The sequence below is a fragment of the Rathayibacter sp. VKM Ac-2759 genome (assembly GCF_009834225.1).
Lineage (GTDB): Bacteria > Actinomycetota > Actinomycetes > Actinomycetales > Microbacteriaceae > Rathayibacter.
Window position 1 is genome coordinate 1 of record NZ_CP047177.1, and the last position, 18,910, is coordinate 18,910.

The window sequence follows — 18,910 nt, forward strand, 5'->3', positions numbered from 1 at the left end:
ACTGTCCGAGTGTCAGCACTGCGCCGATGGGCGCCATTCCCCTTCGTCGCCGTCGGCATGATTGCGACGCTGATCCTCACTTCCTTTCATCTGGTCGCGTTGTATGTGCAGACCGCTCAGGACCAGGCATCAGGAGGGGCCGGGGAGGATCCGGCGGGAACGGTTGCGTTCTTCGCGCTCTATCTCGTTCCGTCCGCGTTAGTCAACGGCGGGCTCATCGGGCTTGCCGCTTTCGCCGTTGCGCGGCTGCTCCAGCGCGGCCGTCGGGTGTCGCAGCGTGTGATGACTCCGCTTGTCGGGCTTACCGCGACCGTCGTCGCCCTCGGTCTGATGCTCGTGCCGTTGATCGGGATGGCAACGAGAGGGCTTTTACAGCTGGGCTCCGGAATCGTCGCTCTCCTCTCGGGGGAACCGGGAAGCGGGCCGGCGAACCTCATCGCCGCCGTCGCCCTCGCCCTGCTCCTCTACGTCGGAGCATTCACGGTAGGTGCGCGTCTCCTCTTTCACACTGATGTCACGACGAGTACCCGCGCAATCCGTCGTAAGACGGAGCGTGGCTCGGACGTGCAAGACGTCTCCTTCATGGCGACCCTGGCGTTCTCGGTGGGCCTCGCCGGTTTCCTCCTTACCGGCCTGTGGTGCGCCGCGCGCTACCTGATCGGTGATCGCGCCAACGGAGCGCTCTTCGTCCTGGCTGGGCTCGTCGACCTGCTCGCACTCGCGTTCGGCCTCTTAGCAATCGGAGCGGGCTCAGGGACAGCTGGATGGGTTGGGCTCAGACGAGGCGCTTTTGCGCTCCTTCCCGCTGTCATGCTCCTGTTTTCGGGTCTCATCGTGTTCGTCGCAGCGCTCATCTTTCAGCCAGCGACATGAGTTCGCCTGCCGCCCGGAAGAGCGCTGCTCATCCTGGCCGGCGGTGCTGACCCGCGGGGACTCTTCGCGGTCGCGCCTTCGCTGTCCACGCCATCACAGTCGGCGCGAACCACTGAACGACCGTCCTGCTCCTCACGACGGCTGCAAGGACGAGCACGCGAGAACGACGCCTCCCGGACGCCCGGTCGGCCATTCTCTTGCGAACCAGTTTGTTGGTGCTCGCGTCGGTTGCGCAGAGGACCTTGAACATTTGAATGTCCACGGTCGTCTGCACGAGTGCCGGGGTGGCGCGGAGCGTTGTGCAGGCGTCTGCGAGTAACGACATCCGTGGCCTGTTCGAGTTCGACCGGCGACCGCTGGACGCAGGGGATGGGCCAGCCGCTGGAGAAGCATGAGATGCGTTTCTCAAGAGCGCGCCGACGCACGGCCCGCCCTCAGCACCACAACGGCAGGAGGGCGGGAATGTCGAGACTTCAGAGCGTCTCGAGGAGTTTCATGCAGGCGCTTTCGCAACGCCGGCACGCCTCCGCGCACACCTTGCAGTGCTCGTGCATCTCCGCGTGCTGCTCGCACTGCTCTGCGCACGCCCTGCACGCCTGAAGACACGCCTCAAGGATGGTTCGGGTGATGGTGACGTCATAGCCGGTGTGGCGGGAGAGAACGGCTCCGGTCGCAGTGCAGATGTCGGCGCAGTCTTGGTTGGTGCGGATGCACTTCACCAGTTCGCTCACCATGTCCTCGCTCAGGCATGCGTCTGCGCATGCAGTACACACCTGCGCGCACTCCAAACATGCATCGATGCACGCTGCCAGTGCCGCCTGGTCGATACCGCCCAGATCCTTCGGGTACGCCTTGATCATCGCCGTCGTGCTGTCCATGTGCAGGCCTCGTCTCAACTCGTCGTGCGTTCACGGCGACCGCTTCGTCGCTCTACGTGATGGTAAAAACCGATCGGCTAGGAGTCCAGGATCTGGCTCGCAGGCCCCGCACCTGGTAGCAAGCTCGAGTGGGAGATCGAGCACCGGCAAGATGTCTACTCGCTCAGCTCGACCCCTCTGAACGAACTCGGACGGCAACGGTGCCAGCCAGACCCTCGAGACCCCGCTTGGGCACTGCTCGCTGAAGGCTTCCGCGTCGACACTTGGCCGCGTGGGGGAGGACGTGCTCTTCGCTCTTGTCCTCACTCGGGCGTCGCCTGCCTGGCGCGTCGAGCTTGGCTGTCGGTGCTTCTACTGCCGCGCTTGTGTAGTCCGCCACGCACTATCGACCTGCCGGAATTCTGAGGCGTAACACGTCGCGTCGATACCCGCCCTGTAGGCGTCGGCGCTGTAGGTGTACTTGATGGTGTTCGCGGTTGGGTCTACGACGGTGAGGGGGTACCTCGCGTCCGCCATGCATCTCTGAAAGCGGCCGAAGGCGTCTCGGTACTCGGTTTCCGTGACGGTCCCGTCACCTACTGCTGCGGACTGCTCTGCTGACGTCAGGGCCGGAGGGGTCGGTGCCGTCCAGGATGCCCAGAGCCGGTACTCGCCCGCTCCGTCGACGGTGACGGTGTGCGGCCCGGAGGCCAAGGGAGTTCCGACGCCCGAGCCGATGATGCGTCCCTCGCCGCAGTAGTACGTGGTCCTCGACTCACTGTCATCGATCGATGTCGTGAACATGCCTTCGCTCAAGCAGCCCAGGGAGACGAAGAGTTCCGTAGCGCCCTCCGGTCTCGGGCCGATGTCAAGGACGGCGGGTCCGTTACCGCTCGCTATGACGAAGGGATTCCCGAAAAGCCGGGTCGTGGGGCGTACCAAGTCGGCCAGAAATGCCATCGACGGGTCTGCGTCAGACGGCGCGGCCCGCGCTGAAGTCACCATGACTGCCATCGCAACGGAGGCACCGACGAACGCACCGACAAGGGCGCAAACGATCCATGCCGTCACCCATGCAGAGCATTCGCGAAGTCGAGGGGCCCGGCGCAGGCGGAAGGACCACGAGCGTTCTCGCGATCGATTCCAATCCATCGATTCTTTCGGCACTGGCCGATACCTTCCGGTCCGGGACCACTCAGGTGGGGCGGTGCACGCTCACGAGAGTCGGACCGGGTTGAGCTTCCCGGGTCGGCCGCGCGGCGCCCTCGAAGCAGGGGCAGGATAGGACGTGTTGCTGCGAGCTCCGTGGATCCGGGCCCTGCAACGGCTGTATCGAGTCGCGCAGGGTGTTCGGAGTCCCGGACGTAGGATCGCCGGATGAGCCGATCATCGAGAAGCCGACGATACACCGGGCGTGCCTCCGCACCCCGTTCAGGCGGCACTCGAAGCTCTCCTCAGGCGGTGACCTCTCGCTATCCCGATCGCAGCACGGCCAAAATGGCGCTGGCGCCCGGAATCATCCTCGCGATTGTCCTCTTCGCCGGGCTCGCGTTAGTCGGTACAGACGCCTACATCTTCGTGCTGTACACCGTTGCGATCCTCGCGGCGGTGATGTCCTGGTTCGCGATCCAAGCCCGCGCCTGGTGGTGGCTGATAGGGCTCGCGCCGATGGTCGTCCTGTGGAATCCGGTCCTCCCGTTCGAGCTGTCCGACGTCGTGTGGTCTTCGCTGCACTTGGCCGGGGTGGGTGTTGCTGTCGCTGCTGGTCTGCTCATTCGGGTGCCAGTCAAGGAGTGAGGGCGCGGGTGCCCGAAGGAGAGCTGCGCGCGGCGGCCAGAATCAGCGTCCGCGTTGTAATCACGCACTCGCCTCAGCCAGCGCCGCCATCCCCCTCCTACTGACCTCAAATACCCCCAAGGGGTATGGTCGTGTGTCATGAACGAGTCGCATGCGCACGATCGCGCTCACGGGTCCGCCGCGGGGCATCAGGAAACGCCGGCCGATGGCCCCGAGGACGCACTGACTCCCCAGTCCGCTGATCCTGGGTCCTTGGATCATCTCGAGATGGCAGAGCACGAGATGACTGCGGGCAGCACCGCCGAGAAGGGGGAAGGCGCGGCACGGGGAGCGGCCGGACACGACGCGCACGAAGCGGTGGCGCATGAGGGCCACGTCATGGCGGGGCACGGCGGTCACCACGATCACGTCGGGCAGTTTCGGCGCCTGTTCTGGATCATGCTCGCCTTCGCCGTCCCAGTGGTGTTGTTCAGCGGCATGTTCGGGATGATCCTGGGCTACTCCCTCCCGGAGGTCCCCGGAATCGAGTGGGTATCGCCCGTGCTCGGTACCGTCATGTACGTCTGGGGCGGTCGCCCGTTCCTGACCGGTGCAGTCGATGAGCTGAAGAACCGTCGGCCGGGGATGATGCTGCTGATTGCCTTGGCGATCACCGTCGCGTTTCTTGCCTCGTGGGCGGCGAGCCTGGGGATCGTGGATCGTGAACTCGATTTCTGGTGGGAACTCGCGCTTCTGATCGTCATCATGCTGCTGGGCCACTGGATCGAGATGCGCTCCCTTGCGCAGACGTCGTCCGCGTTGGAATCTCTGGCGGCTCTGCTCCCGGATGAGGCCGAGCGACTCGAAGGCGAGACCGTCGTTTCGGTCCCACCGTCGCAGCTGCGGACGGGTGACATCGTGATCGTGCGTCCCGGCGGGCGTGTTCCCGCGGACGGCGAGGTGACGGATGGCACCGCGGACGTCGACGAGTCGATGATCACGGGAGAATCCCGGCCGGTCTCGCGGGGACCAGGCGCACGAGTGGTCGCGGGAACCGTCGCCACCGACACCGCATTGCGGATCCGCGTCACCGCAGTCGGGGATGACACCGCCCTGGCCGGCATTCAGCGTCTAGTCACAGAGGCGCAGAATTCGTCATCACGGGCGCAGCGTCTCGCGGACACTGCCGCGGCATGGCTGTTCTGGTTCGCGCTCGGTGCAGGTGCTCTCACCGCGGTCGTCTGGTCCCTGCTGGGTGCTCCCGACGACGCGGTGATCCGCACCATCACCGTCCTGGTCATCGCCTGCCCGCATGCGCTGGGTCTGGCGATTCCGCTGGTTGTCTCCATCGCCACGGAACGAGCCGCGAAGGGTGGCGTGCTGGTGAAGGACCGGCTCGCGTTGGAGAGCATGCGCACGGTTGACGCGGTTCTCTTCGACAAGACCGGCACGTTGACCCTGGGCGAGCCGAGCGTCTCCCAGATCCGTGTCGTCGCCGGGTGGAACGAGGATGCCGTCCTCGCAGCCGCGGCGGCCGCGGAGGCCGATAGTGAGCATCCGCTGGCTCGAGCGATCGTGACGGCCGCGAAGACCCGGTCCTTGAGGATTCCCAAGGCCGAGCAGTTCCAGGCGTCCACCGCTGTGGGTGTCAGAGCTCGTGTGGACGGCCGAATGATCAGCGTCGGCGGACCGAGCATGCTCGGAGCGCACAACGCCCTACCGTTGCCCGCTTCTGAGGAATGGGAGCGGCAAGGGATGATCATCCTCCACGTGCTCGAGGAGGAGACCGTGATCGGTGCCATCGCCTTGGCCGACGAGATTCGGCAGGAGTCGCGCGAAGCCATCGACGCGCTGCACGCCATCGGAGTGCAGGTCGTCATGATCACCGGAGATGCGGAAGCTGTCGCTCACACCGTTGCCCGCCAGTTGAACATCGACCGAGTTTTCGCTGGCGTCCGACCGCAGGACAAGGCAGACAAGGTCATCGAGCTGCAGCGCGAAGGCAAGGCCGTAGCGATGGTCGGCGATGGCGTGAATGATGCCCCCGCTCTTGCACAAGCAGACGTCGGCATCGCGATCGGTGCAGGAACCGACGTCGCCATCGCGTCCGCGGGAGTGATCCTCGCGTCCGATGACCCGCGCTCAGTGCTCTCGGTCATCGAGCTCTCTCGCGCCAGCTACCGCAAAATGAAGCAGAACCTGTGGTGGGCAGCCGGCTACAACCTGATCTCCGTCCCCTTGGCCGCCGGCGTGCTGGCACCGCTCGGTTTCGTCATGCCCATGTCAGTGGGAGCGCTACTGATGTCGGCGTCGACAGTCGTGGTCGCCCTGAACGCTCAGCTCCTGCGTCGGCTGGACCTCACCCCCGCCGCGAGCACCCTCGCCGCGACAAAGCGGGGAAAAGCCGATCCGCGGAACGAGGGCCATGCGCCACACGACACCTCCCAGCTGTCCGCTTGACGATTCCTGGCGCTGACGCTACTTCCGCCGTTCTCAACTCCAGTCGTGTTTACAAAATTTCGATGAAGGATCACTAGATGATTTTGGATGCCATCGCGCAAATGGATATCGGCTTCCTGCTCGCTGCAACCCCGAATTCCACGCCGAGCCCGAGCCCGAGCCCGACCCCCGCCCCGTTTAACAATGACACGGTCACTCCAGGCCTCTTCGGCTTCCTGGCCACAGGCGCAGTCGCGGTCGCGGTAGTCGCCTTATCCGTCGACATGAACCGCCGGGTCCGGCGTGTGCGCTACCGCGAACTCATATCAGAGGAATTGGATCGCGAGGAACGACAGATGCGCTCGAAGGACGAACAGAACAAGACCGATTCCTCAAACGGCGAGTCCTAGGCACCGGACTCGTCGACCGTCCGCCCTCACATCGCTACCGCTTCCAAGAACCTCGAGGCACCCCCGGCGCACGGTCCGCACCTACTCAGAGACTGACGACCTCATCTGGCGCCCTTGCTACGCCTCACACCGCTACGCGCCGTATGATCCATCGTTGTTGCGAGAGCAGCAGCGACCGTCAGTGACGCGATGAGCAGATATATTCCGTCGCCGATCAGCGTGGCAGGAGTGTCTTCGGAGGCGAGCGGCACCGAATCCATGATGACGCCTGGCTTGAAAGCAGCCAGCCGCTGACTGGTCGTACCGTCCGGAAGAATTGTTTGACTTTGTCCAACCGTTGACACTGTCACAATCGACCGCCCCGTTTGGATAGCGCGAATCTTCGTGATAGCAAGTTGCTGGGCAGACTCGTCCGTCCGGCCGAAATCCGCATTGTTGGTCTGTGCGAAGATCACTTGCGCTTTCTCGTTCATCATCTGATCAATGAGGGCGTCATCGACGATGTCGAAGCAGATTGACACCCCCGCTCGTAGCCCATCCAACTGCAGAACTGGCGGTAGCCTGCCGACTTCATAATCGCGTTGAATGAGACCAATCAGGCTGGGCGCTAAGAGCGACCAGAACTCTCGGTCGGGAACATATTCGCCGAACGGAACTGGATGTGCCTTGTCATAGATTCCCTCAACTCCCTCTGGCGACCAGGCGATCGAGCTGTTATAGAGCCGCCCGGCTCGTTCATTCACCGCCCCGACGAGCAGGGGCGCTCCAAGCCTCTCGGCCATGTCCCGCAGAGTGGCGGCGGTCGCGGCCGAGACGAGGGGATCCTCGTCCATGCTGTTCTCGGGCCAGATCACGACATCGACCTCCTCCCCGATGACAGGCGCAGTAGCGCGCACTTGAGCCGCGAGAAGATCGCCTGGACCACGAGCGTCGAAATATCCTGCTGGCCCATCTCCCTGTACCGCTGCCACTCGCACTTCACCCGATGACGGTGTTTCCCAGGCAGGCACGATCGCGGCTCCGAGGGCGAGCAGGACGGTCGCGGTGACGGCGCCAGTCACACTGGACGTCACCCGATGGGTAGCCAGTACTACGGCGATCGCCCACACCAGGAGGAAGCTCAACCCTGGGACGCCGACCCAGGCCACGAGAGGGCCGAGTGGGCTTTCCGACTGCGAGTAGGCGAGCCGGCCCCAGGCGAACCCTCCGTAGGGCCAGCTCCCTGCAACGGCTTCCCTCAACACCCAAAGACCACCGACGGCGACTGGATACAGTACAAAGCTAGCGCTCGGCGTTGGCCACACTTTCTCGATGAATTTGCGAGCCGCCGAGATACTCGCCGCGCCGGCGGCGAACAGGAGAGCCTCCAGAACGGAAAGTGCGATCCACGGAACGGGTCCGAGGTACTCCGATGTCCACGAGACGTGCGCGAGATAGAAGGCCAGCCCGCTGAGTAATCCGAGCCAAGAACCCCGCCGGATCCCTGCGTGTTCGAGTAGACCAAGTAGCAGTGCAACACCTGCCAAGGTCAGCGGCCACGCATTCAGTCCAGGAAATCCCGCGTCCAGAAGAAGGCCAGCCAGGACAGCCGCGCAGCTCGAGAGCCAGAAACCTCGTTTCCTCGAGGCGGCGTCATTCTCAACGAGGCGTGAAGTGGGGGCATGCCAGGACCGGCCACCGTCGTTCGAGGGAACACGAGTGGAGCGGACTGGTCGGATACCGAGCATTGAGGGGAACATGTCTGTTTCTGGTGAAGAGGGAAGTGTGCACGAAGTGAACGCCGCAACCCGCTTTCGAGGGTGCCGTGTGGTTCCACGCGGCCGAGTTATTGTGTAGCGGGCCACTGCGTTGAATTGAGAGCACGATAATGCTCAAATGGGCAGAACGAAGCCTCCGATCAACGCTTGCAGGCTGTAGATCCAGGAGGTCCACAGTCCGGTGACCATGGCGGCACCGATCGCGATCAGCATTGCTCCGCCCGCGACGTTGATGGCTCGAATATGTCGCCGAATCACTTGAACGCCCCTCGTCGCCCACGAGAAGCCGAGGGCGACAAGGAGAAACGGGATGCCTAAGCCGAGGCAGTAGAACAAACCGAGGAGGGCTCCTCGCGCAGGTGAGCCACTACTGAGACTGAGAAGAGAGATCGCGGCGAGCGTGGGCCCGAAGCACGGCGTCCAGCCCAGTCCGAAGACAACTCCGAGCAAGGGTGCTCCAACGACACCGGTAGGTAACGCCACAGGGATCCGTAGTGTTCTCTGCAATGGTTTGAAAGCACCTAAGAATGCTGCGCCCATCGCGATGATGAGGATCCCGGCTGCTCTGGTGATCACGTCCTGCCACCGAATGAGCCAGGCGCCAGCGCCGCCGAATGCTGCGCCGTAGAGCGTGAAGACGACAGCGAAGCCGAGGATGAAGAGCACTACTCCGACGAGGAGCCGCGATCTGCGAGGGGCGACGCCGGAGGGAGTGAAGCCACCCAGAAACGCCAAATACCCGGGTAATAGGGGAAGGATGCAGGGTGAAGCGAAGGAGACCAACCCGGCCAGCAGAGCGATCGGGATAGCTACGACCAACTGGCCCAGAATAATGGTTTGGGCGAAGTCAGATCCCACAGCTCAGCACCCCGGCAGCATTTCAACTGAATTCACTTTTGGCCCGCCACGATTCCTCCTGCGAGCAAAAGAAGACCCCCCATGGGATATCCGGCGAGAAGATCCAGCAACGGTGCAGGTTGCTCTGGCCCGAATGCTTCGAGATGCGCTAACCAGTGGATGAAAACGATTGTCGCCCCGATGATCGCCAGGGTGAGGCCAATAACTTTGAAGCGTCTTTTTCGACGGTAGTTGCGGCGCCACTGCTCTTCTTGGCTCAGGGCCGCACTGGCGCTTTTGTCCGGGGGGGGTGTCGCTGACATCGGTTTCTCCTTGTAGCCACAAAAGGGGGACTGGGCTGATTGGGTGACGTGCATGTTCTATTGATCGGCTATTCGGGTGATCACCGAGGCGAGGTGAGGGTCGTCACCCCGTGCTAGTCCTGCGAATTCCAACGCGCTGGTGCCATCGGTGGCGACCGTAGAACGAATGAAAACTCGCCGACGAGGGACAAGGAGGCCGGCCAGCAGGCCCAGGATCGCCAAGACGGAGAAGACCAGGACCCATTGCTGCGCGGGGTCGTGGTGCACTTCGAAAGATCCGAACCTCTTGACCGAGTCGAAGGTGATACTGCCGAGGCCGTTCGGAAGCTGTTGCGTTTCTCCGGGCTTCAGTTGAAGAGGTGTGGAGACTGACCCTTCTCCGGTCAGGGGTTGCATGCCTGCCGTGTCGAGAGCGTAGACCGACCTCGGTATACCATTGTCGATGCCGAGATCGCCCGCGAAGACGTTGAACGTGAGTACCGGATATTCGAGATCGGGATAAGAGGAGTAGAACGCCCCTGCTCGGTTCGTATCCTGTGTGGGGTAAAAGAATCCGACAAGACCAATTTGCTGGCTTAGCCCGTCCGGGATCTTGATCACTCCAAGCGACGTGAGGTTGGCGTCCTGCGGTAGAAACGCGACGGGGTCGCTGAAGACTGTGTTCCCGGCTGGATCTTTGATGGTGACGGTGGGCGCGTAACCGTTGCCCAGGAGATACATTTGAGTTCCGCCGAGAGACAGAGGTTCGTTGACTTTGATCGTTTCTTCTTGAGTGGTTTCTTCGGTCTGCCAACGTGTGGCCAGGGTGGCGGTGTAATCGAGCGGCTGACCGAGCGCTGCGAGGTTCTGCTGTTCGTAGTCGACATCGAACGAGTCGAGGGTCACCGCGTAGGGATCAAGGTTGTTGGGATCGAAGAAGCGTCCAGGGTTGAACGAATCGAAGTTACCGAGGCTGTTGATGAACGTTTGCCCTTCGATCACAACGCGCTGTCCTGTATAGCCGAAGCTTGAGCCGACTCCTACGGCGACGAGCACTCCGATGAGGGAGGTGTGAAAGAGGAGGTTGCCCGTCTCTCGGAGATAGCCTCGCTCTGCGCTGATCTCCACCCCCGAGCGTCGGACACGATACCCCTGGCCGCGTAGTGATCTTTCGACAGACTCGACCTTTGCTGCCGCGTCGGCTGGACTCAAATCGACGGTCACAACGAAGACAGGAAGCCGGTTCAGGCGGGCTGGTACCGTCGGTGGCTGTTTACGTAATGCTTGGAGGTGGTGCTTAGTGCGTGGGATGATGCATCCGATAAGAGAGACGAAGAGAAGCAGATAGATGCTCGAGAACCACACCGACGAGTAGACATCAAAACCCTGTATCTTCTCGATGAGACCAGCGACGTCAGGGTTATCGCGGAAGTACTGGCTGACTCCGTTCGGATCTGATGAGCGTTGCGGAACTAAAGATCCCGGGATCGCCGCGACGGACAGCAGTAGCAGCAGAATCAGAGCAGTTCTCATACTCGTCAGCTGTCGCCAGGCCCACGAGCCCCAGTACCGACCTTGCGTTCCTGGCGCGGCGACGTTTACAGGGGACCTCGGTGAATCGATGTGGTCAGTGGGGCGCAACACGTCAGTCTCTTCCACTGCCGGCGGCCGATGCGTTGTTTCCGGATCGATAGACGCCGTCTTCGCTGGCGGCCGTGCGGCGTGTGCTCAGGATGACCAGCAGCACTCCCGTGATCGCGACTATGAGTGCGGTCAGCGTGTTCACCTTCATGCCTAGGACCAGCAGTTCTGATGGGTCGATGCGGAGCGTCTCGAACCAGGCACGGCCGGTCCCGTAAATGATCATGTACAGGCCCAAAGCTCCACCTGTCCGCAGTCGGACGCGGCGTTCAACGGCGAGGATGACAAGCGCGCCTGCGACGTTCCATAGAATCTCGTACAGGAACAGCGGGTGAAAGAGGGTGTCCGCCGGCATTCCGGAAGGAAACGCCGGATTCGATGAATCGATGTTCAGGCCCCAGGGCAAAGTGGTCGGTGCGCCGAAGAGCTCCTGGTTGAAGTAGTTGCCCAGCCGACCGAACGCTTGAGCAAGGAGAAGACCCGGCACCACCGCATCGGCAAATGAGAGGAATCGCACTCCTGCCCGTCGACAACCGATGTAATAACCGACGGCTCCGAAAAGTATGGAGCCGAAGATTGCTAACCCACCCTCCCAGACGTAGAAAATCCTCCAGGGGTCGGCGCCGTCGTAGAAGTAGTCCGAAGGATGAGTGGCTACGTGGTACAGGCGTCCACCAAGAATGGCGAACGGTATCGCCGCGAGCGACATGTCGAGGACGAGGTCCGAACGCCCTCCTCGACGTTGAAAGCGGCGTGATGTGAAGGCAACTGCAATAGCAATGCCGATGAGAATGAAGATGGCGTAGAAATAGACCCGGAAGGAGCCGACTTCTATGAAGCTCACGGAAGGACTGGGAATGCCTGCTGCGCTGGGGAGAATCATGTTTTACTCCCCCTCTGCAAGTGTGTCGTTGACAAGCGTTCTCAGGATGCTTTGGTCGGCCAGGCGACCGAGAATTCGTGACGCCACGCGCCCCTTACGGTCGAGAACGACCGTCGTCGGTACAGCGTTCGGTGCAACACTTCCGCTGAATGCGAGTTGCATTTCGCCGGAATTGACGTCGATGATCGAGGGATAGGAAATTCCGAACTGGCCGGCAAAGGCGGTTGCAGTCGCGGTTTGGTCGCGTACATTGACCCCCAGGAACGCAACATCTTGGTCGGAGAACTCCTCGTTGAGCGCCTGAAGGTCCGGGGCCTCCGCGCGGCAGGGAGCGCAGCCCGCATACCAGAAGTTGACGACGGTAACTCTTCCCGCGTACGTGTCAGGGGCCACCGTTGAGCCGTCCTCGAGCACTCCGGAGAATACGATCGGCTCCCCTCGGCTTTCGGCGCCGATTTCGGTGACCGCACCATCTCCGGCTATGTAGTTCTTCCCACTTCCTGCGCGATATTGTTCCGCGAGAGAGTCGCTCGAACACCCCGCGAGCAGAAGAAGACCTATTACAGCGAGTGTGGCCGGAAGAAAGCGCCTGTGCGGGGGTACGACCATCCCGCGAGGCGGCGCATTCGTGACGGGAGTGTCAGTCGTGGTCGGATTGGCGGTGCCGTCGGCAGCACGAAAATTTTTGGTGCTCAAAAGTCTCTCTCAACCAGCGTGGGGCCACAGAAGTGGCTGACGTCGCGAAGTACATGCGAATTGCACGTACGGGAGCCCTTCAGATATCGGGCTGGAGCGGCGTCGCTGGTTAGGTTCGGCTGATTGAAAGAGCGAGAAGAGAGGGACCTCGCACGAGGACAGGGCCTTCGGGCAGGATCGGGCCTGCGGGAGCGTCTTCGGGAAGGTGATTTTGTGGTTGAGCCCGGTTCGCGAGAACGACCGTCGGCTCTTGGGTGATGAGTAAGCACGTCGTCGCGGCGGGCCCGCAAGCGGGCGCGCAGACTTCGCCGCACGAGGGCGCACTCGCGAGTGGGGACGCCGAACCGGGGTCTGGGGTCAGCTCTAGGACGGTCGCCGATGCCACTTGATCGAACGTCCCTTGTCCTGCCGTTGCGGTCTGGAAGTGCATCCCGAGCAGACCGACGAGGATACCCATCACAGCAAGAAGTAGAAGGAGAGGAGCTCGGCGGGGGGCGGACTGATGCTCTGTCTGCAACACGACTGCCCTACCCTTCGCTGATTCGTGATGGCCGGCGTTACGAGGTGCGACCGTGTTGATCGCGCGGACCCTGTGCGCGACGGCCGATGTCGAACTTCGCGCCCGCAGGGCACGCCATGTCGCTCGCTCCGGTGAAGGTTACCCTAGGGGGGTATGAGTTCCTACTGGCAGGGGTCGCTTGACGGTCTCGAGGGCAGCATCGATCAGGGAGGGTGGACGCGTGAGAGTGAGGGGTCCTGTCCGCGGTAGCGGTGTGGCGGTCGCGGTCACAGGAGGAGCCGTTCTCGCGAGTCTCGTTGCCGCCTGGTTCCTTGTCTCTCCTCAACGAGATGCCGCAGGCGATCTGCCCCCCTCCGAGGAGCCCCTCAGTTCGGCGCCCGCAGCTGAGGTTCGAGTCGTACATGAGGCGCTGCACACCCTCGGTGAGCGCTGCGCCGTCGAAGACGGTGAACCGCCAGATGTTGCTGCCGAGGTGGATGCGATTCTCCGCTTCGCGGACCTGTACCCCGAGGGGCGGTTCGCGATCGATGACGAGGACGGAACACCGCTGTCGCTGCTTCTTGTGACGCGGGCAGCGCTGGACACCTGCGCGCCTGAGGCGGCGGTCCGCGTCAACGAAGTGTTGCCCCCAGAGTTCCGCTCTACTTCGTAGGCGGCCGGAGGGCCAGCGTCTGAGGGCTTGCTGGTGTTCTGGGCCGCGGTCCGATCAGTCACCTACGCTGTTCCGGTGATCGAGACGCTCTCGCAGTACTCCGTGCTGGCCCTGTACTCCGCGATGGGCGTCTACGCCCTCGCGTTCATCTTTTTCGCCGTCGACCTCGCTCGTCGCTCCTCGTTCGCGGAGGAGCAGGCTGTACTCGTGGGTGAGGCGAAACTTGCGTCGCCAGCAACTGTGGCGCGAAGCGCTAGCGGACGAGCAAGCGTTGCTGGGGGAGCAGGTCGCGGTACAGCGACCCTCGCTCGCCTTGCCGACCGCGTTGAGGACGAGATCTACCACGCACCGTCGCGCTCGCGCACTGTGCGCGTGGGTTTCTCGCTCACGATCCTCGCCTGGGCCGTGCACCTTGTAGCGACCCTGCTCCGTGGCATCGCTGGCGGTCGAGTGCCGTGGGCGAACATGTACGAGTTCTCGATGACCGGAACACTTCTCATCATCGGCGTCTTCCTCCTCGTGCAGCTACGTTACGATCTCCGATTCCTCGGCGCATTCGTTACCGGGCTTGTCCTCGCCCTCCTTGGCGTTGCGGTGGTCAATTACTACGTCGCCGTGGTGCCGTTGCCGCCGGCGCTGCAGTCCGTGTGGCTGGTGATCCATGTCCTGGTCGCGATCCTCGGCACCGCGTTTTTCGCTCTCGGGTTCGCTCTCTCGGTCACTCAACTGGCGCAGAGTCGCCGCGAGGGCGGCGGCGCCGGCAGCGGACGACTTCGTTTCCTCGCGACCCTGCCCGGTTCCCACGCGCTCGAAAACCTCTCCTACCGGGTGAACATCGTCGGTTTCATCCTGTGGACCTTCACTCTCATCGCCGGGGCGGTCTGGGCGGAGCGAGCCTGGGGGCGCTACTGGGGCTGGGACACGAAAGAGGTGTGGACATTCATCATCTGGACGATCTACGCCGGCTACATCCACGCTCGAGCTACCCGCGGGTGGCGCGGCACACCGTCCGCATGGCTGTCGATCATCGGTTTCTCCGCCGTCATGTTCAACTTCGGAATCGTCAACGTGTTCTTTAAAGGGCTCCACGCGTACTCCGGCCTCAGTACCGGATCCTGACCCAGGTAGTTCGAAAGTCACTCCTTCAGTCTTTCTAAGCAACTAAGAAAAGTGATGATTCCTACCCCGTTCTCGCTTCTTGCCGAGCGCCTGACCCTCTCGCCGAAGGCTCTTCAACGGGCGGCCACCGCATCGCTTGTGGCAAGCATCCTCATCATCGTTTTCGGGGGAGTGGTCCGTCTGACCGGGTCAGGCTTAGGATGCCCGACGTGGCCCGCTTGCGAGCCAGGGTCCCTTGCCGCTACTCCCGCTCTGGGAATCCACGGATTCATTGAATTCACAAACCGTGCATTCACTGGTGTTCTGGTAGCAGCAGTCGCGTGGGTGATCATTGCCGCAAGGCTGCAACCCCTGAGGGATCGCACGATGACCAGACTTGCCTGGTCGCAATTCTGGCTCGTCGTCGCCAACGCGCTTGCCGGGGGTGTGACCGTATTCTCCGGACTCAACCCCTACATTGTCGCGGGTCATTTCGTCCTCGCGATTGCGCTGCTCACGACGACCGCGCTCACGTGGCACCGTGCGCGTACTGCGCAGTCGGCAATGTTCGCACCATCACCACTTGTTCGCGGCCTGAGCGTAGGACTGGCAGGTATCACGCTGACGGTGATTCTGGTGGGCACGCTTGTGACAGGGACGGGGCCTCATGCGGGAGACACGGCTGAAGTACCGCGCATGCAGTTCGAGTGGGTAAATGTCACCATTGTGCACGGCGCGCTCGGCACGCTGTCTCTTGCGCTTGCGCTCCTTCTCTGGGTCAAACTGCGATCTGAACCAAACGCGCAGCTAGCGCGACGACGGGTACTCGTCTACATCATCGTCGTCGTTCTGCAGGCTCTTCTGGGTATCGGACAGTCTCTACTCGGTCTGCCGGAGGTGCTGGTCGCCCTACATTTGCTGGGATCGGCACTCGTCTGGGTGGGAGCTCTCCGAGTGGTACTAGACGTCAACCCTGGACTACTGGCTACCCGTTCACGAGCTTCAGCCGAGCAAAGCGGCTCATCCCAATCGGGGGTGTAGGAGTTGGGGTCTGAAGCCGCCGGTCTCGAGCAGGCTTCGGGCGATGTAGTTGGTCAGGTTGCGGAACCCGAGTGCGGAGCCGCGCAGGTGTTCGAGCCGTCCGTTGAGCGCCTCGGTCGGCCCGTTGCTGGTGCCGGGTCGTTCGAAGTAGGCGAGCACGTCAGCGGCTCGCTTCTTCAGGGTCCGGCCCAGGGTGGTGAGCTCGGTGAGCACCTTGGGGACGCCGGCGCTGAGGTCGGTGATCAGCTTCTCCATGAGCTCGCGGCAACGTTGCCGGTCCTCGTGGCGATAGGCGGCGATCATGCGCTGGTAGACACCCCAGGTCGCCTCGACCTCGACGTGAGCGTCATCAACGAACAGCGCGCGTAGCCTGTCGCTCTGCTTGTCGGTGAGCAGGTCCGCGCCGGTGTGCAGCGTGCGCCGCGACTTGTAGAGCGGGTCGTCCCTGAACCCACGGTGCCCGTGGATCGCGAGTTGGACCCGGCGCCGGCACCTGTCGAGGGCGTCACCGGCCAGGCGCACGACGTGGAAGGGATCCATCACCGTGACCGCGTCCGGGATCTCCTCTGCAGCGGCGGTCTTGAACCCGGTGAAGCCGTCCATCGCGACCACCTCGACCGCGTCACGGAAGGCGTCGTCGCGGTCGGCGAGCCAGGTCTTGAACGCCGCCTTCGACCGGCCCTCGACCATGTCCAGCAGCCTTGCTGGGCCGGCGCCATCGCGGACCGGGGTGAGGTCGATGATCACGGTGACGTACTTGTCGCCACGCCTGGTGTGGCGCCAGACGTGCTCATCGACGCCAATGACCTTCACGCCCTCGAACCGCGTGGGGTCGTTGATCAGCAGCCGCTTGCCTTCAGCCAGGACCGCGTTGTTGGCGGTGTCCCACGCGACCCCGAGTCCCTCGGCGACACGTGCGACGGTGAGGTGTGCGACCACGATCCCTTCCAGCGCCCACCGCAGCCCGGTGCGCGAGAGCTTCGCGCGTGGCTCCGCCGCGGCGCTGGTGTCTTGGCGCCACACGTGTCCGCAGTCGGCACAGCGGTAGCGGCGCACTACAACTTCCAGCACGGTCGGTCGCCAGCCCAGCGGCTCGTGGGCCAACCGCCGGATCACGGTGTCACGAGCAGCGCCTTCGCTGCCGCACCGTCGGCACCACTGATCTGGTTCCACCACGCGGCACGCGAGGACCGCACGATCCGGTTCAAGTTGTTGTCCGGTCACGCTCAGACCGAGGCCGTCGAGTCGAGCGAAGGCGGTCAGGTCAGGGCGGCCGAAGCCGGCCGGCGGGGTAGCGTCGGACACGTCGAGGTCTTTCCGATGGATGGCGTAGGAACCTCCATCGTCGGGAGACCTCGACGTCTATCTGCGGACCGACTCGGCGGGGCGCGATCGTCTCGTGCGTTGGCGGACTACGGGAGCTTGGACGCGAGGACGTCGGCCGCCAGGATCTCGGGTGCTGCGCCGAGGAGGTGCTGGTTGGCCATCAGGGCTGCGACGATGGCGCCGTTGGCGTGGGCGTCGCGAGCGGCTTCGTCGGGGAATGCATCGAAGATCCAGAAGGTGTCGGCGTGGGTCCTGACCGCGAACCAGACAATCGTTCCTACTTCTTCGTTGGCGAGTGCGACAGCGCCGGCGAGCAGATCGGCGACCGCGTCGTGCTGTCCATCGGCCGCGACGATCTTGGCGACGAAGGCATACGGAAGTGATGCGGGTGTGGACATGAGGGACTCTCCTTGACGTCGGGGTTCTTCGTGGGACGAGTTCAGCGTATGACGAGCGAGGGCCGGTGGGGAGTGGCGTATACGGCAGTATTGCTATTGTTTACGTCATGCGTATCGGACTGATCGCGATCGACGGCTGCTTCGGTTCGGCTATCGCGTCGATCATCGACATCGTGCGGGTGGCCGACGGAGCCCGCGGCGATGTCGACCCGCGGATCGACCCGATCGAACTCGCCATCCTCGGACCGAAACGGCGAGTGACCACGACGGCATCGATGACCCTGTCGGTGGACCACCCGCTGTCGGAGTCCGGAGAGTTCGACGTAATCGTCGTCCCTGCGCTTGGAACCCTTACGGCCGCCGCTACCAACGACGTCCTCCAGAGCCGAGATGCTCGTTCGGTCATCGCCTCGCTCGGGCGCCTCGACGAGGCGACCACCCGGATCGCCGCGGCGTGCACCGGCGTGTTCGCTGTCGCCGAGACCGGACGGATGCATCATCGGAGGGCGACGACCAGCTGGTTCCTGGGGCCGGAGTTCCTGAAGCGCTATCCGACCGTCGCCCTTGATCTCGACACCATGGTCGTGGTCGACGGGAACCTCGTCACCGCCGGCGCCGCGTTCGCCCACATCGACCTCGCGCTCTCACTCGTGCGATCGATCAGCCCCGACCTGGCCCAACATGTCGCCAAGCTCCTCATCATCGACGAGCGCCCGTCGCAGGCGGCCTTCGTCGCCTACGAACATCTCCGGCACGAGGACCCGATCGTCGTCGAGTTCGAACGCTTCGTGCGCGCCCGCCTGGACGAACCGTTCAACGTCGCCTTCGTCGCGCAGTCGCTCGGCACCAGCCGGCGCACCCTCGAACGACGAGTCCGTGCGGCGCTCAACCTCACTCCGCTCGGCTTCGTCCAACGGCTTCGCACCGAACGAGCTCGGCACCTCTCAGCAACCACGGACCTCACCTCCGCCGAGATCGCGCTACGGGTCGGCTACGCAAACGCCGAGACTCTGCGCTCCCTCCTGCGCAGGGAGCGACGCCGTTCCTGACCTATCGCCATGCCTGTAGCCGGTGTCCTAGCGCTCGACTGGAACCACCTCTCAGCACGTCGCGTCGACGCTCCTGCGTCGCCCCTGGACGACCCACTCGACACGCCCGCAGCACAGGTCATGTGACGTGTCCCGGCTTCCCGGACGGTCGGGGTTGGGTGGCTGTGATGTCGCTGCGTTCTCGTCGAGGGGGTCAGCAGACTCGATCAGGGTCGACTGGGATGAGACGCGAAGGCGGTCAGGTCAGGGCGGCCGAAGCCGGCCGGCGGGGTAGCGTCGGTCACGTCGAGGTCTTTCGGACGGATGGCGTAGGAACCTCCGTCGTCGGGAGACCTCGACGTCTATCTGCGGACCG

General features: G+C 63.3%; 18 protein-coding genes. 8 read left to right on the forward strand and 10 right to left on the reverse strand.

The annotated features are described in order from the left end of the window. Positions 1-9 precede the first annotated feature (9 nt). Positions 10-873: a hypothetical protein gene (locus tag GSU68_RS18340; RefSeq protein ID WP_159910495.1), complete on the forward strand. Its 864-nt coding sequence runs from the start codon at positions 10-12 to the stop codon at positions 871-873. Positions 874-1,346: 473 nt separating this feature from the next. Here GSU68_RS18340 and GSU68_RS18345 read toward each other — a convergent pair whose 3' ends face one another. Continuing rightward, positions 1,347-1,751 (reverse strand): four-helix bundle copper-binding protein, encoded by a 405-nt coding sequence (locus GSU68_RS18345; protein WP_159910391.1) that lies wholly within the window; start codon positions 1,749-1,751, stop codon positions 1,347-1,349. Between the two features lie 351 nt (positions 1,752-2,102). Then, the gene (locus GSU68_RS18350; protein ID WP_159910392.1) at positions 2,103-2,801 is read right to left on the reverse strand and encodes a hypothetical protein; all 699 of its coding nucleotides are present in this window, start codon (positions 2,799-2,801) and stop codon (positions 2,103-2,105) included. A 390-nt stretch (positions 2,802-3,191) separates the two neighbouring features. On the opposite strand from GSU68_RS18350, the gene GSU68_RS18355 reads away from it, so the two are divergent. The 3 genes from GSU68_RS18355 to GSU68_RS18365 all read left to right on the forward strand — a co-directional run bounded on the left by GSU68_RS18355 (position 3,192) and on the right by GSU68_RS18365 (position 6,355). After that, positions 3,192-3,527, forward strand: coding sequence for a DUF6804 family protein (locus GSU68_RS18355; protein WP_244259529.1), 336 nt, complete (start codon positions 3,192-3,194; stop codon positions 3,525-3,527). 267 nt (positions 3,528-3,794) lie between these two features. Beyond that, positions 3,795-5,966 (forward strand): heavy metal translocating P-type ATPase, encoded by a 2,172-nt coding sequence (locus GSU68_RS18360; RefSeq protein ID WP_244259530.1) that lies wholly within the window; start codon positions 3,795-3,797, stop codon positions 5,964-5,966. A gap of 77 nt (positions 5,967-6,043) precedes the next feature. Further along, on the forward strand, positions 6,044-6,355 hold the full coding sequence (locus GSU68_RS18365; protein ID WP_159910394.1) for a hypothetical protein: 312 nt from the start codon (positions 6,044-6,046) through the stop codon (positions 6,353-6,355). Positions 6,356-6,456: 101 nt separating this feature from the next. Here GSU68_RS18365 and lnt read toward each other — a convergent pair whose 3' ends face one another. From lnt to GSU68_RS20115, 6 genes are all read right to left on the reverse strand, one after another. Continuing rightward, the gene (gene lnt / locus GSU68_RS18370) at positions 6,457-8,094 is read right to left on the reverse strand and encodes an apolipoprotein N-acyltransferase (RefSeq protein WP_348272525.1); all 1,638 of its coding nucleotides are present in this window, start codon (positions 8,092-8,094) and stop codon (positions 6,457-6,459) included. A 132-nt stretch (positions 8,095-8,226) separates the two neighbouring features. Further along, on the reverse strand, positions 8,227-8,970 hold the full coding sequence (locus GSU68_RS18375) for a cytochrome c biogenesis protein CcdA (protein WP_208544736.1): 744 nt from the start codon (positions 8,968-8,970) through the stop codon (positions 8,227-8,229). A 32-nt stretch (positions 8,971-9,002) separates the two neighbouring features. Continuing rightward, a complete protein-coding gene (locus tag GSU68_RS18380; protein WP_244259531.1) occupies positions 9,003-9,272 on the reverse strand; it encodes a hypothetical protein in 270 nt (89 codons plus the stop codon). Positions 9,273-9,329: 57 nt separating this feature from the next. Then, positions 9,330-10,784 (reverse strand): cytochrome c biogenesis protein ResB, encoded by a 1,455-nt coding sequence (locus GSU68_RS18385; protein ID WP_244259532.1) that lies wholly within the window; start codon positions 10,782-10,784, stop codon positions 9,330-9,332. A 112-nt stretch (positions 10,785-10,896) separates the two neighbouring features. Next, on the reverse strand, positions 10,897-11,775 hold the full coding sequence (gene lgt / locus GSU68_RS18390; protein WP_159910396.1) for a prolipoprotein diacylglyceryl transferase: 879 nt from the start codon (positions 11,773-11,775) through the stop codon (positions 10,897-10,899). A gap of 3 nt (positions 11,776-11,778) precedes the next feature. Beyond that, positions 11,779-12,168, reverse strand: coding sequence for a TlpA disulfide reductase family protein (locus GSU68_RS20115; RefSeq protein WP_348272526.1), 390 nt, complete (start codon positions 12,166-12,168; stop codon positions 11,779-11,781). A 1,043-nt stretch (positions 12,169-13,211) separates the two neighbouring features. On the opposite strand from GSU68_RS20115, the gene GSU68_RS18400 reads away from it, so the two are divergent. The 3 genes from GSU68_RS18400 (at position 13,212) to GSU68_RS18410 (ending at position 15,782) form a co-directional block, all read left to right on the forward strand. After that, complete coding sequence (locus GSU68_RS18400) at positions 13,212-13,643, forward strand: hypothetical protein (RefSeq protein WP_159910398.1); 432 nt, start codon at positions 13,212-13,214, stop codon at positions 13,641-13,643. 75 nt (positions 13,644-13,718) lie between these two features. Beyond that, a complete protein-coding gene (gene ccsB / locus GSU68_RS18405) occupies positions 13,719-14,762 on the forward strand; it encodes a c-type cytochrome biogenesis protein CcsB (protein WP_244259533.1) in 1,044 nt (347 codons plus the stop codon). A 54-nt stretch (positions 14,763-14,816) separates the two neighbouring features. Then, complete coding sequence (locus GSU68_RS18410) at positions 14,817-15,782, forward strand: COX15/CtaA family protein (protein WP_244259534.1); 966 nt, start codon at positions 14,817-14,819, stop codon at positions 15,780-15,782. Here GSU68_RS18410 and GSU68_RS18415 read toward each other — a convergent pair. Both GSU68_RS18415 and GSU68_RS18420 read right to left on the reverse strand, forming a co-directional pair. Continuing rightward, positions 15,762-17,087 (reverse strand): ISL3-like element ISPfr2 family transposase, encoded by a 1,326-nt coding sequence (locus tag GSU68_RS18415; RefSeq protein ID WP_159910399.1) that lies wholly within the window; start codon positions 17,085-17,087, stop codon positions 15,762-15,764. The genes GSU68_RS18410 and GSU68_RS18415 overlap by 21 nt on opposite strands. Before the next feature lie 107 nt (positions 17,088-17,194). Further along, positions 17,195-17,506: an antibiotic biosynthesis monooxygenase gene (locus tag GSU68_RS18420; protein WP_033107114.1), complete on the reverse strand. Its 312-nt coding sequence runs from the start codon at positions 17,504-17,506 to the stop codon at positions 17,195-17,197. A 107-nt stretch (positions 17,507-17,613) separates the two neighbouring features. Here GSU68_RS18420 and GSU68_RS18425 point away from each other — a divergent pair, with 107 nt between their 5' ends. Then, positions 17,614-18,555 carry a helix-turn-helix domain-containing protein gene (locus GSU68_RS18425; RefSeq protein WP_159910400.1) on the forward strand — a complete coding sequence of 314 codons (942 nt, stop codon included), beginning with the start codon at positions 17,614-17,616 and terminating at the stop codon, positions 18,553-18,555. The last annotated feature ends 355 nt before the right edge of the window (positions 18,556-18,910 follow it).

Bases quoted from the DNA above. Each gene is read 5' to 3' on its own strand.
- GSU68_RS18420 (WP_033107114.1), bottom strand. From the start codon at position 17,506: ATGTCCACACCCGCATCACTTCCGTATGCCTTCGTCGCCAAGATCGTC.
- lnt (WP_348272525.1), bottom strand. From the start codon at position 8,094: ATGTTCCCCTCAATGCTCGGTATCCGACCAGTCCGCTCCACTCGTGTT.
- GSU68_RS18410 (WP_244259534.1), top strand. From the start codon at position 14,817: ATGATTCCTACCCCGTTCTCGCTTCTTGCCGAGCGCCTGACCCTCTCG.
- GSU68_RS18385 (WP_244259532.1), bottom strand. From the start codon at position 10,784: ATGAGAACTGCTCTGATTCTGCTGCTACTGCTGTCCGTCGCGGCGATC.
- GSU68_RS18365 (WP_159910394.1), top strand. From the start codon at position 6,044: ATGATTTTGGATGCCATCGCGCAAATGGATATCGGCTTCCTGCTCGCT.
- GSU68_RS18380 (WP_244259531.1), bottom strand. From the start codon at position 9,272: ATGTCAGCGACACCCCCCCCGGACAAAAGCGCCAGTGCGGCCCTGAGC.
- GSU68_RS18425 (WP_159910400.1), top strand. From the start codon at position 17,614: ATGCGTATCGGACTGATCGCGATCGACGGCTGCTTCGGTTCGGCTATC.
- lgt (WP_159910396.1), bottom strand. From the start codon at position 11,775: ATGATTCTCCCCAGCGCAGCAGGCATTCCCAGTCCTTCCGTGAGCTTC.
- GSU68_RS18360 (WP_244259530.1), top strand. From the start codon at position 3,795: ATGGCAGAGCACGAGATGACTGCGGGCAGCACCGCCGAGAAGGGGGAA.
- GSU68_RS18345 (WP_159910391.1), bottom strand. From the start codon at position 1,751: ATGGACAGCACGACGGCGATGATCAAGGCGTACCCGAAGGATCTGGGC.